We start from the raw sequence: 15,103 nt of genomic DNA on the forward strand, positions 1-15,103 counted from the left end.
GCCCTTGCCACGTCCGTTCCCGCCCGTTACAACCCGAACGACGCGGCCAGGTCGTCGAGCAGTTCGCGCTGAAACGCGACGAACCGCTCGCCCGGCTGCTGCGCGATCGCGAGGTCGAGCATCGGATCGGCGACCTCGGTGCGCACGCCGGCCAGTTCCTCGACGATCGCGAGCCCGCAGAACGGCACGTACGCCTCCGAATAGCCGCCTTCGTGAACGATCACGAGCCGCCCGCCGCAATGGCGCTGCGCGGCGTCCTTCACCGCGCGCGTCATGAACCGGTAGCTGTCGGTATGCAACTGCATGCGCGCGAGCGGATCGACCGCGCTCGCGTCGAGGCCGCTCGCGACGACGATCAGCTCGGGGCGAAAACGGGCAAGCGCCGGCAGCACGATCCGATCGAATGCATACCGGTAGGCATCGTCGCCGCTGCCCGCGAGCAGCGGCACGTTCAGGTTCGCGCCGATGCCCGCGCCTTCGCCTCGGTCTTCCGCGCCGCCGTAGCCGGGCGGAAAGCAGCGATCCTGGTGCAGCGAGATCGTCAACGTATCGGGATCGTCGTAGTAGATCGACTGCGTGCCGTTGCCGTGATGCACGTCCCAGTCGATCACCGCGACGCGCTCGATGCCGTGCTTCGCGCGCGCGGCCTCGATCGCGATCGGGATGTTCGCGAGCAGGCAGAAGCCCATCGGGCGGTCGCGCAGGCAGTGATGGCCGGGCGGACGCGACAGCGAGAACGCATTCGCCGCGCGCTCGCCGACGACCGCGTCGACTGCCGCGATCGCGAGGCCGGCCGACAGCGCGGCGATCTCGTAGCTGCCCTTGCCGAATGGCGCGAGATCGCCGAGGTCGCCGCCGCTCGCGTCGCTCAGCGCGCGGAACGCGTCGAGATAGTGCGCCGGGTGAATGCGCAGCAGGTCGGCCGTCGTCGCGGGTGCCGCGCCGCGCAGGTCGAGCCGGGCGGCCAGCCCCGACGCCTGCACGAGCGACAGGAAGCGGCGCTTCGAATCGGGCGATTCCGCGTAGCCCGCGCTCGACGGCGGCTGGACCCAGCCGCCGACCGGGAGGAACAGCGCGTGCGTGCCGCCGGTGTGCCAGAAAGTGCGTTCGTCGGTGAAGAAGGCAGTGCGATTCATGGGTGCTTGACCTGTCACGGTTGGGAGGAAACGGAGGGGCGCGCGCGGCGATCGATGTGGCGCAGCGCGGCGAACGACACGATCGCGACGGCCGTCGCGGCCACGAACAGCGCGCGCATCGTGCCGCCGGCGTCGAGCATCAGGCCGGCCAGCAGCGGGCCCGCAGCGAGCCCCGCGCCGATCACGAAGTTGAGCGTCGCGACGAGCCGCCCAGACGTGTCGATCTGCGCGACCGTCGCGAGAATGAACGGCAGCACGAAGGTCCATGCGAACTTGAACGCGAAGATCGCCGCGCTGTAGCTGCTGCCGTGGCGCATCGCGGCGAGCGCGACGAGCGATGCCGCGAGCAGCGCGTACCCGGCCGCGAGCATCGCGCGCCGCGCGAGCCGGCCGCCCGCGCACGATGCGAGCGCCGCGCCGGCGATGCCCATCACGCTCGCGATCGCGAGCACGTTGCCGGTCGACTGCGGATCGAGCCCGGCCTCGGCCGCCGCGCGGCTCGCGAACGTCCATACGCTGCCGATCGCGAGATAGAACGTCAGCACCGCGCCGATGGCGAGCACCACGAAGCTTCGGGGCGTGTGGGGCGCGTCGCCGTGCGCGGTGCGCGCGGATGCCGTTCGCATGCCGAGCGACGACGGAAACCCGCGCGACAGCGGCGCCGCGAGCAGCGCGAGCACGGCGAGCGCGACGTACAGCGCGCGCAGCCCGAACGCGGCGAACACGTGCGGCAGCACGAACAGGCCGATCGCGCCCGCGATCAACTGGCCGACGACCCACAGGCCGTACACGCGGTCGCTGTTTCCGCTCGTCGCGGCGCTCGTCATGCAGAGCACCATCAGCGAGCCGCCGCCGAGCGCGGTGACGGCGCGCAGCGCGAGCAGCGCGGCAAAACCGGGCATCCACAGCGCGGTCAGCAGGTTGCCCGTGCCGAACAGCGCGATGGCGAACGCGGCGACGCGGCGCGCGTCGACCCGGCCGAGCCACAGGTACGACGGCACGGTCGCGAGGCTGAACGCGCCGAGTTCGACGAAGAAGTAGGTGCCGATCTGCGATGCGGTCAAGCCGAGCTGCGTCGCGAGCTGGCCGGCGACGGCGGGCGCGACGAGCAGCAACAGCGGCGTGATGGCCGCGAACACGACGAGCGCGACGAGGGTCGAGCGTGCGAACGTCGACGCGCGGCCGTCGGGCGAGCGGGCGGCATCCGGGGACAGGATTTTCATGGCGGGATCTCGTCGAGGGAATCAGAACAGGTGGTACATGCCGACCATCGCGCCGAACTGCGACGCGCCGGCAAGCGGTGTCGGGTCGTATTCGTAGAGGGTCTGCGAGCTTTGCCCGCCGTTGCGCGCATAGCCGAGGTTCACGTAGGCGACGGTGCGTTTGGACAGCGCGTACGTGGTACTCGCGATGAACAGCGTCGGGTGGCCGATCGCCGGCGTGCGCGAATCGGTGTGGTAGACGCCGGCGTTCAGGCCAATCCCGTTCGACATCAGGTAACGCGCACCACCCCACACGATCGTGCGCGCCGCGTCGAGGTCGCCGGTCAGGCGTTCGACGCCTGCATGGACGGTGAGCGGCAGCGCGGCGAACGCATAGCGTGCGGCGAGCGTGCCCAGTTCGCGGCGCCGCGCGGAGGCGTCGCCGGCCGCCGATACGTCGCCGTGCGCCTGATGCAGCACCGCGCCGACCGACAGGCCGTTGCTCGTGTACTGGCCGCCGAGCTCGAGCACGCGGCCGGCGCGCGTATTGCCGGCGACGCCGGAGGTCGCGGCGAGCGCCTCGACGTCGAAGCCGGCAAAGGTCGGCGACTGGTATTTGACCGAGTGGTCGATGAAGTTCGCGTTCATCGGCACGAGCACGCCCTGGCCGCTGTACGACCCATACCAGAGCGGGTCGTAGAACAGCGTCTTGTCGAACAGCACGCTGAACTGGCGGCCGAGCGTGACGGTGCCGACCGGCCCCGCGATCCCCACGTATGCGCCGCGAAAGAACGCATAGCCGGGCACGGTCGCGGTGCCATCGTTGAGGTCGAGGCCCTGTTCGAGCTTGAACAGCGCACGCCAGCCGCCGCCGAGATCTTCGTGGCCCTTGATCCCGATCTGCGAAGGCAGGATGCCGTAGTTTTGCAATCGCACGGCCGAGTGATGTCCGTCGGCGTGCGTCAGGTACTGCACGCCGGCGTCGAGCGCGCCGTACAGCGTGAGGGCGGACTGCGCGTGCGCGGCGCCGCCGCATGCGGCGAGCGTCGCGGCGGCCGCGGCCATGCGGATGAAGCGGGGTGTCGTCACGTGGGGTTCTCCATACCGTGCTGCATCGATTTGTCGTTGGTATCGTCGCGACGCAGTGTCCGTAGCGGGAAAACCTTCGAACAGTCGTCCAGATGAACGGTGCGGAAAACCCGCGGTGCCCCGCATGAACGCCGTGCGATGCCGGCGCGCGCGGTGCTGCGCAGCAGCAATGCGCGGTGCACCGTTCAAATGGATGGGGTTGACGAGCGTTCCGGCACCGTGGCCCGCCAAAAAAGCGGCTCGCTATAATCGGCCGGTGTCGTCGCGCACATCAGCAGCCCGACCGGGCAGGGGAGCGGAAAGTGAGGATCACGACGGATATCGGGCAGGACCTCGACGCGCTGCGCGACGTGCCGGCCGCCATCGTGCTCGACGAATTCGCGTGGCCGACGCGGCCGTCCCGGCGCGCCGATTTCGACGGCGTCACGCGTGGCGACGCGCCGCAGCGCGAACTCGGCCTGATGCTGCTCGACCTGTACGCGGTGGCCGCGCAGTCCGCCATCGGCGAATTCGAGTACCGGTTCTTTTCGCTGCTGCAGGCCCTCATTCCGTTCGACGCCGCGTGGACGGGCGTCGCGACCCACGTGCCGACCGGCCCCGTGATGCACAACAGCTTTTTGTACCGGTTGCCGCACGCGTTCTTCACCGACTGGAAGCGTGTGCGCGATTGCGATCCGCTCGCGCACCGCACGCTGCACGGCGCGCACGGTCGCGCGGTGCGGCTGACGGTCATCGAGCCGGGGCTCGATGCACGATTTCGCGATTGGTGCGTGAAGTACGGGCTCGCGCAACTGATGTTCGTCTGTACGATCGATCGCCGCTTCGGCCTGACGACGTTCGTGTCGATTTACCGCCAGGGCCTGAATCGGCCGTTCGGCGACAACGACGCACATCGTTTCGAGGAACTCATTCCGCACCTCGCGGCGGCGTTGACGATCAATCGCGCCGCGCAGCTCACGCGCGAACGCGAGCGCGCCGACACGGTCGCCCCGGCCGCGCGAGCGTTGTGCGACAACTTCGGCGTGCTGCACCATGCCGACCCCGGTTTCGACGACGTGCTGCGCGCCGAGTGGCCGGCCTGGGCGGGCCCGCGCGTGCCGGAGGCGCTCGTCGCGCACCTGCGACGCCAGTCGGGCCAGCCGTTCGTCGGCGACGCGCTGCGCATCCAATGCGTGCCCGTCGCCGGGTTGTTCCAGATCGAGGCACGGCCGCGCTCGCTGCTCGACCGGCTCAGCCCGCGCGAACTCGCGGCGATCCGCTATTACGGGGCCGGGCGCTCGCACAAGGAAGTCGCGCAGCAGATGGCGATCTCGCCGACGACCGTGCGCCACTACCTGCGCTGCGCGTACCGCAAGCTCGGCATGCACGACAAGAGCCAGATCGCCGGCGTGCTCGGTGCGACGACGGGCGGTACGGCCGACGACGAGGCGGTGGAAGCCGGCGGCATGCCGCGCTGACATGCACGCATGACCGGGTGACGCAGGGAGTGCCCGGCGTTGTCGGAATGGTTGTGCCCGCAACTATTGAGCGTTATGCTCGTCTGCTCTCGGAAGACGGAATCCCATCATGAACGACACGAATTCAGGGTCGGTGCGCGCGGCGGTGGTCGGGGTCGGCGCGATCGGCGGATTGCTCGCGGCCGCGTTGTCCAGAGCCGGCATGACCGTGAGCGCGTACGCACGCGGCGCGACGCTCGATGTGCTGAATACGCATGGCGTGCGCGTGATCGACGAGGCGGGCGCAACGTCGTCGGTGCCGGTGCGGGCAAGCGACGATGCGGCCGCGCTCGGCGTGCAGGACTACGTCGTGATCGCGCTGAAGGCGCAGGCGCTGCCGGCGCTGGCCGCGCGCATTGCGCCGCTGGTCGGGCCCGACACCGTGATCGTCGCGGCGATGAACGGGTTGCCGTGGTGGTTCACGCACGGGCTCGAAGGAGCGCTCGACGGCGTGCCGCTCGAGGCGGTCGATCCGGCCGGTGCGGTGTCGGCGGCATTGCCGCCCGCGCGGGCGATCGGCTGCGTCGTGCACCTGTCGTCGAGTACCGACGCGCCGGGCGTCGTGCGGCGCGGGCGCGGCAACCGGCTGATCGTCGGCACGCCCGATCCGCGGCTCGACGTGCCCACGGCGCGGTTCGCCGCGGCACTCTCGGCCGGCGGTTTCGACGTCGAGTCGACGCCCGCGATCCGGACCGAGATCTGGACGAAGCTCTGGGGCAACATGAACATGAACCCGCTGAGCGCGTTGACCGGTTCAACGGCCGAGCAGTTGCTCGATGATCCGTTCACGCAGGATCTGGCGTTGCGGATGATGGAGGCGGCGGCCGCGATCGGCGCGAAGCTCGGCCTGTCCACCGGGATGAGCGGTCCCGAGCGGATCGCGGTCACGCGCAAGCTCGGCGCGTTCAAGACGTCGATGCTGCAGGATTTCGAAGCGGGGCGCCCGCTCGAGATCGGGCCGATTCTCGGCGTGTTTCCGGAACTCGGCCGCAAGCTTGGCGTGCCGACCCCGTACTGCGACGCAGTGCTCGGATTGTTGCGTCAGCGCGCAACGAACAGCGGGTTGTAGTGTGCGCCAGGCCGGCGCGAATGCGCGGCTGCCGGCAACGCGCGCTTCGTGCGAGATCGCCGCATGATGCAAAACCGGCCGCCCGGATCGCGTGTGACGCGACCCGCGCGGCCAGTCTGATTCATCGGATCAATGCGGCCCGCGGCAAGCGGCCGTCCGGCGATGCCGGGGCCGACGCGACGCTCAGTCGTCGCGCTCGGTCGCGTGCGCGACGACCTTGTCGAGCAGCCGCTCGAACGTCTGACGTTCGCTGTCGGACAGGCATGCGAGCAAGCCGTCGTTCCACTTGCGCACGATCGGCATGATCTTGCGATACAGCGCGCGGCCGTCGGCAGTCAGCGCGATCAGCACGATCCGGCCGTCCTCCTCGCTCGCGCCGCGCTCGAGCAGCCCCTGGCGCAGCAGCGCTTCGGCCGCGCGGCTCGCCTGGCTCTTGTCGAGATTGGTGTGGCGTGCGAGATCCATGATCGAGAACGGACCGAACGCGCCGACGGCGGCGATCACGCGCGCCTCGGGCAGCGAAATGTCGAGCTTGTGCCGGTACACCTCGCCGATTCCGCGGTCGGAGTGCTTCGTGAGCACATGGAGGCGATAGGTCAGAAACTGATCGAGCCCGGCTTGACGGCCTTTCATGTCGAATCCTGAAGAAAAAGGGCGGGCCCGATTGTTCCTGTATCGCGCGCTCGGGTCAACGGTCAGTGTGCGCCGTACTTCAGCCGTGTCAACTGTTCTGCTTCGTTCGCGAGCAGATTTGCCGCATCGCGGATCGCGACGTCGAGCGTGATCGGCCCGGGAGCCGGCGAGAAGCAGCCGGAGAAATGCTCGGACAGGCGCGGCAGCGCGGCCGGATCGACCGCGCCCGACAGCAGCGACGCCGGGACGCCGGCGGCCCGCGCGTGCCGGCACGCGATGAACGGCGCCTTGCCGTGCAGCGTCTGCACGTCGGAGCGGCCTTCGCCGGTGATCAGCCAGTCGGCGCCGGCCAGTGCGGCGTCGAGCCCGACCTGGCGCGCGACCACTTCGGCGCCTGCCTCGAAGCGTGCGCCGAGCATGTGCAGCGCGAAACCGAGGCCGCCCGCGGCGCCCGCGCCCGGCAGATCGCGGCCGCGGCGGTCGAGCGCGGCCTCGAGCAGATCGGCGAAGCGGGCAAGGGCGGCATCGAGGGTCGCGACCTGCGTTGCCGTCACGCCCTTTTGCGGACCGAACACCGCGGTGGCGCCATGCGCGCCCGTCAGCGGGTTGTCGACGTCGGACATGCCGATGAATTCGGTTTCCTTCAGCCGCGGATCGAGCCCCGACGCGTCGATGCGCGCGACGTCGGCGAGCCGCGACGGCACCGGCTCGACCGGCTGGCCGCTCGCGTCGAGGCACTGCAGGCCAAGGCCCGCGAGAAGCCCCGCGCCCGCGTCGTTGGTGCTGCTGCCGCCGAGCGCGACGAAGAAGCGGCGCACGCCTTCGTCGAGCAGCAGGCGGATCGCTTCGCCCATCCCGCGCGTGCTGCGCGCATCGACCGGCACGCTCATGCCGACCGGGTCGGTGATGCCGACGATCTCGGCCGTCTCGACGATCGCGGTGCGCGCGTCGATCACGCCGACCGCCGCATCGCGCGCCGCGAGCGACGCGCCGGCCACCCGCAGCGTGCGCCGCGTACCGCCGCCCGCCAGCATCGCGTCGAGCGTGCCTTCGCCGCCGTCGGCCATCGGGCAGCAGCGCACGACGGCGTCGGGCCGGGCGCGGCGAATGCCGGTGGCGATCGCGTCCGCGACCTGCTCGGCGGAAAGCGAGCCTTTGAACGAATCGGGCGCGATGACGACGACAGGCGCGGACGGGCGGTGCGGCATGGTGTCTCCGAAAGGCGTGATTGGTATGAAGGTCGGGCCACGACGGTGGCCCGCACGTTATCGGAGCTTACAGGATGGCGGGGCCGGGGAGGATACGCCGTTCGGCATAGCGACGATCCGCGTGCAGGGGCGTGCGACGGGCCGCCGACAGGGCCGGGACAACCTGTGTCGCGCCGATCTGGCGGTATGAGGAAAATTGTTTGCTAGAATAGTCGATTCTTCCGGCCAAAGCCGTGCTCCGAGCCGCTTGCGCTAGCCATCCGGCGCGTGCAGGGATGGCGTGGCGCCCCGGCGCGGCGTGTGAGTGTGCGCACCTCGCGCCGCAGGCAGGCACGGCAAGGAAAACCCGATTCGCTCGAATAATTTTAGGACGATTGAAGCCATGGCTAACGTTGTTGAGAACCTCGGCAAGCTTGAACGCCGTGTGACGATTTCTTTGCCGAAAGACACCGTGCAGAAGGAAATCGACGCCCGCATCCAGAAACTCGCGAAGAACGTGCGCATGCCGGGTTTCCGCCCGGGCAAGGTGCCGCTGAAGATGGTCGCGCAACAGTACGCGGGTCAGGTCGAGGCGGAAGTGCTGAGCGACAAGATCGGCCAGGAATTCTTCACGATCAGCCGCGCGGAAAACCTGCGCGTCGCCGGCCAGCCGAGCTTCGAGCCGAAGCAGGAGCAGGCCGAGGACGCATACGCGTTCGACGCGACGTTCGAGGTCTACCCGGAAGTGAAGATCGGCGATCTGGCGACGGCTGAAGTCGAGCGCTCGACCACGACGATCGGCGACGCCGAAATCGACCGCACGCTGGACATCCTGCGCAAGCAGCGCGTGCACTACCACGCACGCGGCGAAGCCGGCGAGCACGGCGACGGCGGCGCGGACACCGCGGCGAAGAACGGCGACCGCGTGACGGTCGACTTCGTCGGCAAGATCGACGACGTCGCGTTCCAGGGCGGCACGGCCGAAGATTTCCCGTTCGTGCTCGGCGAAGGCCGCATGCTGCCGGAATTCGAAACGGCGGCGCTCGGCCTGAAGGTCGGCGAACAGCGTACGTTCGACCTCAAGTTCCCGGACGACTACCACGGCAAGGACGTCGCCGGTAAAACGGCGCAGTTCACGGTCACGATGAAGAAGATCGAATGGCCGCACCTGCCGGAAATCGACGCGGAATTCGCGAAGTCGCTCGGCATCGAAGACGGCGATCTCACGAAGATGCGCGCCGAGATCAAGGAAAACCTCGAGCGCGAAGCGAAGCGCCGCACGCAGTCGATCGTCAAGAACCAGGTGATGGACGCGCTGCTGAAGATTTCCGAACTCGACGTGCCGAAGGCGCTGATCGAGCAGGACCAGCAACGTCTCGTCGAAATGGCTCGCCAGGATCTGGCGCAGCGCGGCGTGCCGAACGCGAAGGACGCACCGATCCCGGCCGAAATGTTCGCCGAGCAGGCCGAGCGCCGCGTGAAGCTGGGCCTCGTGCTGGCCGAGCTGGTGAAGGCGAACGGCCTCGAAGCGAAGCCGGAGCAGATCCGCGCGGAAGTCGACGAGTTCGCGAAGAGCTACGAAGACCCGAAGGAAGTGGTCCGCTGGTATTATTCCAACCAGCAGCGCCTCGCCGAGATGGAAGCGTTCGTCGTTGAAAGCAACGTCGTCGACTTCGTGCTGGGCAAGGCAAAGGTGACGGACAAGGAAGTGAGCTTCGAGGCACTCGCGAGCGCATCGGCGCAAGCGTAACTGTCGCTCTTGCGGCGTGCCGGCTGTCGGAGCGACGGCCCGCACGCCGTTTTTACGTCAAGCGCACGGTTGCCATTAATATGGCGATTGAGCGGGCGGCTTCCTTCCGTTCAATTTTCCAATCGAACAAGGTTCATTGAATGATCACTCGCGCTGAATTGCTGGACATGCTTGCTTCGAACGCGCCGCAGGGTTTCGAGGCGCAAGCGCTGGGGCTGGTGCCGATCGTCGTCGAAACGAGCGGCCGCGGCGAGCGTTCGTACGATATCTATTCGCGTCTCCTGAAGGAGCGCCTGGTGTTCATGGTCGGCGAAGTGAACGACCAGACCGCCAACCTCGTGGTCGCGCAATTGCTGTTCCTCGAGAGCGAGAATCCCGACAAGGACATCAGCCTCTACATCAACAGCCCGGGCGGCTCGGTGTCGGCCGGCATGGCGATCTACGACACGATGCAGTTCATCAAGCCGGACGTGTCGACCCTGTGCATGGGCCTCGCGGCCAGCATGTGCGCGTTCCTGCTCGCGTCGGGTGCGAAGGGCAAGCGCTTCGCGCTGCCGAATTCGCGCGTGATGATTCACCAGCCGCTCGGCGGCGCGCGCGGCCAGGCATCCGACATCGAGATCCAGGCACGCGAGATCCTCTACCTGAAGGAGCGGTTGAACAACCTGCTCGCGCAGCACACGGGCCAGGACGTCGAGCGCATCGCGCGCGACACCGACCGTGATAACTTCATGTCGAGCGAGGACGCGAAGGCGTACGGGCTGATCGATCAGGTGCTGCTGAAGCGCCCGTGAGCTTAAACGGGGTGCCGCCCCGATTCGGGCCGGCGCCCTCGAACGTCCCGAGTGCCCTGAGCATCTGCGGCAAGCGCATCCAGCCGGCTCCGGTCGCGCCCTAGGCGCGGCGTCCGGAGCAATCGGCGTATCATGTCATCTACCTGTCCGGAGGCTCTACATTCATGGCGGACAAAAAAGGTTCGAACAGCGAAAAGCTGTTGTATTGCTCGTTTTGCGGAAAGAGCCAGCATGAGGTGAAAAAACTCATTGCGGGCCCGTCGGTGTTCATCTGCGATGAATGTATCGACCTCTGCAACGAAATCATTCGCGACGAGGCGGCTGCCGCCGGCGTCGAGGCCAGCCTGTCCCGGTCGGATCTGCCGAGCCCGCAGGAAATTCGCGACATCCTCGATCAGTACGTGATCGGCCAGGAGCGCGCGAAGAAAATCCTCGCGGTGGCCGTGTACAACCACTACAAGCGCCTGAAGCACCTCGACAAGAAGGACGACGTCGAGCTGTCGAAGAGCAACATCCTGCTGATCGGCCCGACGGGCTCCGGCAAGACGCTGCTCGCGCAGACGCTCGCGCGGTTGCTCAACGTGCCGTTCGTGATCGCCGACGCGACGACGCTGACCGAAGCCGGCTACGTCGGCGAGGACGTCGAGAACATCATCCAGAAGCTGTTGCAGAATTGCAACTACGAGGTCGACAAGGCCCAGCGCGGGATCGTCTACATCGACGAAATCGACAAGATCAGCCGCAAGTCGGACAACCCGTCCATCACGCGCGACGTGTCGGGCGAGGGCGTCCAGCAGGCGCTGCTGAAGCTCGTCGAGGGCACGATGGCGTCGGTGCCGCCGCAGGGCGGCCGCAAGCACCCGAACCAGGATTTCATCCAGGTCGACACGACCAACATCCTGTTCATCTGCGGCGGCGCGTTCGACGGTCTCGAAAAGGTGATCACCGATCGTACCGAGAAAACCGGCATCGGCTTCGGCGCGACGGTCAAGAGCAAGCAGGAACGCGACGCGGGCGAGGTGCTGCGCGAAACGGAACCGGAAGACCTGATCAAATTCGGTCTGATCCCCGAATTGATCGGCCGCCTGCCGGTGGTCGCGACGCTCGGCAAGCTCGACGAAGCCGCGCTGATGAAGATCCTGGTCGAGCCGAAGAATGCGCTCGTCAAGCAGTATCACAAGCTGTTCGCAATGGAGCGCGTCGAGCTGGAAATCCGGCCGGGCGCGTTGCAGGCAGTCGCCCGCAAGGCGATCCGCCGCAAGACCGGCGCGCGCGGTTTGCGTTCGATCATCGAACAGGCGTTGCTCGACGTGATGTACGAGCTGCCGACGATGAAAGGGGTCAGCAAGGTCATCATCGACGAGAACGTCATCGATGGGGACGGCAAGCCCTTGCTGATCTACGAGGACACGCCGAAGGTGGCGGGTTCGAACTGACCGGCTTGCCGACGATGTTCATCGAAAAAGGCCGTTCATGAGTCCGTGGGCGGCTTTTTTTCGTTTATCTTGTGGGTAACTCTGACTCGACACGCGGTGGTTACTTTCTTACCGAATATTTCCCGCACTTGAAGGCTTGCAATTCGTTGTGGCGGCCTCAATTACCGAACAATTGATTCCACTCATGGGGAAATGAAATGTCAGGCACCCAACTTCTCCCGCCGGAACGCATCACGCTCCCGCTGCTGCCGCTGCGGGATGTCGTCGTTTTCCCGCACATGGTCATTCCGCTCTTCGTGGGCCGGCCGAAATCGATCAAGGCCCTCGAAGCAGCGATGGAAGGCGGCAAGCACATCATGCTCGTCGCCCAGAAAACCGCGGCCAAGGATGAACCGACCGAAAAGGACATGTACGAGGTCGGTTGTATCGCCAACATTCTGCAGATGCTGAAGCTGCCGGACGGCACCGTGAAGGTGCTCGTCGAAGGCCTGCAGCGCGCGAAGGCGTTGTCCATCGAGGAACAGGAGACGCAATTCTCCTGCGACGTGATGCCGCTCGAGCCCGATCACGCCGACAGCGCGGAAACGGAAGCGCTGCGCCGCGCGATCGTGTCGCAGTTCGACCAGTACGTGAAGCTGAACAAGAAGATCCCGCCGGAGATCCTCACGTCGCTGTCGGGTATCGACGAAGCAGGCCGTCTCGCCGACATGATCGCCGAGCGCCTGCCGCTCAAGCTCGACCAGAAGCAGCACATCCTCGAGATGTTCCCGGTCATCGAGCGCCTCGAGCATCTGCTCGCGCAGCTCGAAGCCGAGATCGACATCCTGCAGGTCGAAAAGCGCATCCGTGGGCGCGTGAAGCGCCAGATGGAAAAGAGCCAGCGCGAGTACTACCTGAACGAACAGGTCAAGGCGATCCAGAAGGAGCTGGGCGAGGGCGAGGAGGGCGCGGATCTCGAGGAACTCGAGAAGCGCATCAACGCCGCGCGCATGCCGAAGGAAGCCAAGAAGAAGGCCGACGCCGAGCTGAAGAAGCTGAAGCTGATGTCGCCGATGTCGGCGGAAGCGACCGTCGTGCGCAACTACATCGACACGCTGATCGGCCTGCCGTGGCGCAAGAAGAGCAAGGTCAACAACGACCTGTCGAACGCCGAGCAGGTACTCGACGAGGATCACTTCGGCCTCGAGAAGGTCAAGGAACGGATCCTCGAGTATCTCGCGGTGCAACAGCGCGTGGACAAGGTGAAGGCGCCGATCCTGTGCCTCGTCGGGCCCCCGGGCGTCGGCAAGACCTCGCTCGGCCAGTCGATCGCCCGTGCGACGAACCGCAAGTTCGTCCGGATGGCGCTCGGCGGCGTGCGTGACGAAGCCGAGATCCGCGGCCACCGCCGCACGTACATCGGCTCGATGCCGGGCAAGATCCTGCAAAGCCTCGCGAAGGTCGGCGTGCGCAATCCGCTCTTCCTGCTCGACGAAGTCGACAAGATGGGCATGGATTTCCGCGGCGATCCGTCGTCGGCGCTGCTCGAAGTGCTCGATCCGGAACAGAACCACACGTTCGCCGACCACTACATCGAAGTCGATTTCGATCTGTCGGACGTGATGTTCGTCGCGACGTCGAACTCGCTGAACATCCCGCCGCCGCTGCTCGACCGGATGGAAGTGATCCGTCTGTCGGGCTACACGGAAGACGAGAAGGTCAGCATCGCCCAGCGTTACCTGCTGCCGAAGCAGAAGAAGAACAACGGGCTGAAGGACGGCGAGGTCGAGGTCACCGAACAGGCGATCCGCGACATCATCCGCTACTACACGCGCGAAGCCGGTGTGCGTTCGCTCGAGCGGGAAGTGTCGAAGATCTGCCGCAAGGTCGTGAAGATGCTGTTGCTGAAGAAGGCATCGGGTGCGATCAAGGTCGATGGCGAGAACCTCGACACGTTCCTCGGCGTGCGCAAGTACGACTTCGGCCTCGCGGCGAAGGAAAACCAGGTCGGTCAGGTGACGGGCCTCGCGTGGACGGAAGTCGGCGGCGACCTGCTGACGATCGAAGCCGCGGTGATGCCGGGCAAGGGCAACGTGATTCGTACGGGCTCGCTCGGCGACGTGATGAAGGAGTCGGTCGAGGCTGCGCGTTCGGTCGTGCGCTCGCGTTCGCGGCGTCTCGGCATCAAGGACGAAGCGTTCGAGAAGCAGGACATCCACATCCACGTGCCGGAAGGCGCGACGCCGAAGGACGGTCCGTCCGCCGGCGGTGCGATGACGACCGCGCTGGTGTCGGTGCTGACGGGTATTCCCGTGCGGGCCGACGTCGCGATGACGGGCGAAATCACGCTGCGTGGCGAAGTGCTGCCGATCGGCGGGCTGAAGGAGAAGCTGCTGGCGGCGCATCGCGGCGGCATCAAGCTCGTGCTGATTCCGGAAGAGAACGTGAAGGATCTCGCGGACATTCCGGACAACGTGAAGAACGCGATCGAGATCGTGCCGGTCCGCTGGATCGACAAGGTGCTGGAGCTCGCGCTCGAGCGTTCGCCGACTCCGCTGCCGCCGGAAGAAGAAGCGAAGGCAGCGGCGCCGGTCGGCGAGGCGGCGAAGGATGCCGGCTCGACGGAAGTCGTCAAGCACTGAGACCCTGACGACCGTCGTTGTTGACGGTTGTTCACGAAACCCGCGGCGATGCCCGCGGGTTTTTTATGCGCGTCGGCATCGTGCGAGCGCGGGCGTTAAAAAAATTCACGCACGGGCTTGGCAAAATGATCGGGGATGAATTAAACTTGCGGGCTCGCTGATTGTTGATGCGGAAACGCAGATCGCAGTCGGAACGAATCGGAAACGGGTGCTTAGCTCAGCTGGTAGAGCGGCGCCCTTACAAGGCGTAGGTCGGGGGTTCGAACCCCTCAGCACCCACCAGTTTCACGATTCAGCCAGACCAAGGAGCGGTAGTTCAGTCGGTTAGAATACCGGCCTGTCACGCCGGGGGTCGCGGGTTCGAGTCCCGTCCGCTCCGCCAAACAAACAACAATGCCCGCCTTGTGCGGGCATTGTTGTTTGTGCGTTGTGGTTTTGCGCCCGCTTGCGTGCGCGTGACTGCGGAGTGGAGGAAGCCGCCTGCGCGGCTTCCGGCGGGACTCGAAGGGCTGCGCTTGCAAGCGCAGCCGCGGCCTGCGGGATGTAGGCGAGTCCCGTCCGCTCCGCCAAGCAAACAACAATGCCCGCCTTGTGCGGGCATTGTTGTTTGTGCGTTGTGGTTTTGCGCCCGCTGGCGGGCGCGTGATTGCGGAGTGGAGGAAGCCGCCTGCGTTTTATCTCGTCCCACCC

11 protein-coding genes and 2 tRNA genes are annotated in these 15,103 nt (G+C 66.6%); 8 read left to right on the forward strand and 5 right to left on the reverse strand.

The features are described from left to right. Nucleotides 1-26: 26 nt before the first annotated feature. From LGN10_RS23390 to LGN10_RS23400, 3 genes are read right to left on the reverse strand one after another with little or no spacing between them, the layout of a single operon-like run. Nucleotides 27-1,136: a class II histone deacetylase gene (locus LGN10_RS23390; RefSeq protein ID WP_226225146.1), complete on the reverse strand. Its 1,110-nt coding sequence runs from the start codon at nucleotides 1,134-1,136 to the stop codon at nucleotides 27-29. 14 nt (nucleotides 1,137-1,150) lie between these two features. Beyond that, the gene (locus LGN10_RS23395) at nucleotides 1,151-2,359 is read right to left on the reverse strand and encodes an MFS transporter (RefSeq protein ID WP_226225148.1); all 1,209 of its coding nucleotides are present in this window, start codon (nucleotides 2,357-2,359) and stop codon (nucleotides 1,151-1,153) included. A 21-nt stretch (nucleotides 2,360-2,380) separates the two neighbouring features. Next, entirely contained in the window at nucleotides 2,381-3,427 is a 1,047-nt protein-coding gene (locus tag LGN10_RS23400) for a porin (protein WP_226225150.1), read from the reverse strand. A gap of 302 nt (nucleotides 3,428-3,729) precedes the next feature. Between LGN10_RS23400 and LGN10_RS23405 the strand changes: the two genes are divergently transcribed. After that, nucleotides 3,730-4,884, forward strand: coding sequence for a helix-turn-helix transcriptional regulator (locus LGN10_RS23405; RefSeq protein WP_060316608.1), 1,155 nt, complete (start codon nucleotides 3,730-3,732; stop codon nucleotides 4,882-4,884). 109 nt (nucleotides 4,885-4,993) lie between these two features. After that, nucleotides 4,994-5,992 (forward strand): 2-dehydropantoate 2-reductase, encoded by a 999-nt coding sequence (locus tag LGN10_RS23410; protein ID WP_226225152.1) that lies wholly within the window; start codon nucleotides 4,994-4,996, stop codon nucleotides 5,990-5,992. 183 nt (nucleotides 5,993-6,175) lie between these two features. On the opposite strand, the gene LGN10_RS23415 is transcribed toward LGN10_RS23410, so the two are convergent. Further along, nucleotides 6,176-6,625: a MarR family winged helix-turn-helix transcriptional regulator gene (locus tag LGN10_RS23415; RefSeq protein ID WP_060316602.1), complete on the reverse strand. Its 450-nt coding sequence runs from the start codon at nucleotides 6,623-6,625 to the stop codon at nucleotides 6,176-6,178. Nucleotides 6,626-6,687: 62 nt separating this feature from the next. Continuing rightward, nucleotides 6,688-7,833, reverse strand: a complete 1,146-nt coding sequence (locus LGN10_RS23420; RefSeq protein WP_059645528.1) for a glycerate kinase — start codon at nucleotides 7,831-7,833, stop codon at nucleotides 6,688-6,690. Between the two features lie 382 nt (nucleotides 7,834-8,215). On the opposite strand from LGN10_RS23420, the gene tig reads away from it, so the two are divergent. From tig to LGN10_RS23450, 6 genes are all read left to right on the forward strand, one after another. Beyond that, nucleotides 8,216-9,562, forward strand: coding sequence for a trigger factor (gene tig, locus LGN10_RS23425; protein ID WP_059585179.1), 1,347 nt, complete (start codon nucleotides 8,216-8,218; stop codon nucleotides 9,560-9,562). A 140-nt stretch (nucleotides 9,563-9,702) separates the two neighbouring features. Beyond that, entirely contained in the window at nucleotides 9,703-10,356 is a 654-nt protein-coding gene (gene clpP, locus LGN10_RS23430) for an ATP-dependent Clp endopeptidase proteolytic subunit ClpP (protein ID WP_226225153.1), read from the forward strand. Between the two features lie 164 nt (nucleotides 10,357-10,520). Next, entirely contained in the window at nucleotides 10,521-11,792 is a 1,272-nt protein-coding gene (clpX, locus tag LGN10_RS23435) for an ATP-dependent Clp protease ATP-binding subunit ClpX (RefSeq protein ID WP_006489345.1), read from the forward strand. Between the two features lie 197 nt (nucleotides 11,793-11,989). After that, nucleotides 11,990-14,413, forward strand: a complete 2,424-nt coding sequence (lon, locus tag LGN10_RS23440; protein WP_099316497.1) for an endopeptidase La — start codon at nucleotides 11,990-11,992, stop codon at nucleotides 14,411-14,413. A 206-nt stretch (nucleotides 14,414-14,619) separates the two neighbouring features. Further along, nucleotides 14,620-14,695, forward strand: a tRNA-Val gene (locus LGN10_RS23445). A 23-nt stretch (nucleotides 14,696-14,718) separates the two neighbouring features. Continuing rightward, nucleotides 14,719-14,795, forward strand: a tRNA-Asp gene (locus LGN10_RS23450). Nucleotides 14,796-15,103 lie beyond the last annotated feature (308 nt).

The sequence above is a fragment of the Burkholderia sp. AU32262 genome, assembly GCF_020419985.1.
GTDB lineage: Bacteria > Pseudomonadota > Gammaproteobacteria > Burkholderiales > Burkholderiaceae > Burkholderia > Burkholderia semiarida.

What these genes read in the sequence shown, in the direction of transcription:
- LGN10_RS23410 (WP_226225152.1), top strand. Translation starts at nt 4,994, where the DNA reads ATGAACGACACGAATTCAGGGTCGGTGCGCGCGGCGGTGGTCGGGGTC.
- LGN10_RS23395 (WP_226225148.1), bottom strand. Translation starts at nt 2,359, where the DNA reads ATGAAAATCCTGTCCCCGGATGCCGCCCGCTCGCCCGACGGCCGCGCG.
- LGN10_RS23390 (WP_226225146.1), bottom strand. Translation starts at nt 1,136, where the DNA reads ATGAATCGCACTGCCTTCTTCACCGACGAACGCACTTTCTGGCACACC.
- tig (WP_059585179.1), top strand. Translation starts at nt 8,216, where the DNA reads ATGGCTAACGTTGTTGAGAACCTCGGCAAGCTTGAACGCCGTGTGACG.
- LGN10_RS23420 (WP_059645528.1), bottom strand. Translation starts at nt 7,833, where the DNA reads ATGCCGCACCGCCCGTCCGCGCCTGTCGTCGTCATCGCGCCCGATTCG.
- clpP (WP_226225153.1), top strand. Translation starts at nt 9,703, where the DNA reads ATGATCACTCGCGCTGAATTGCTGGACATGCTTGCTTCGAACGCGCCG.
- LGN10_RS23415 (WP_060316602.1), bottom strand. Translation starts at nt 6,625, where the DNA reads ATGAAAGGCCGTCAAGCCGGGCTCGATCAGTTTCTGACCTATCGCCTC.
- clpX (WP_006489345.1), top strand. Translation starts at nt 10,521, where the DNA reads ATGGCGGACAAAAAAGGTTCGAACAGCGAAAAGCTGTTGTATTGCTCG.
- lon (WP_099316497.1), top strand. Translation starts at nt 11,990, where the DNA reads ATGTCAGGCACCCAACTTCTCCCGCCGGAACGCATCACGCTCCCGCTG.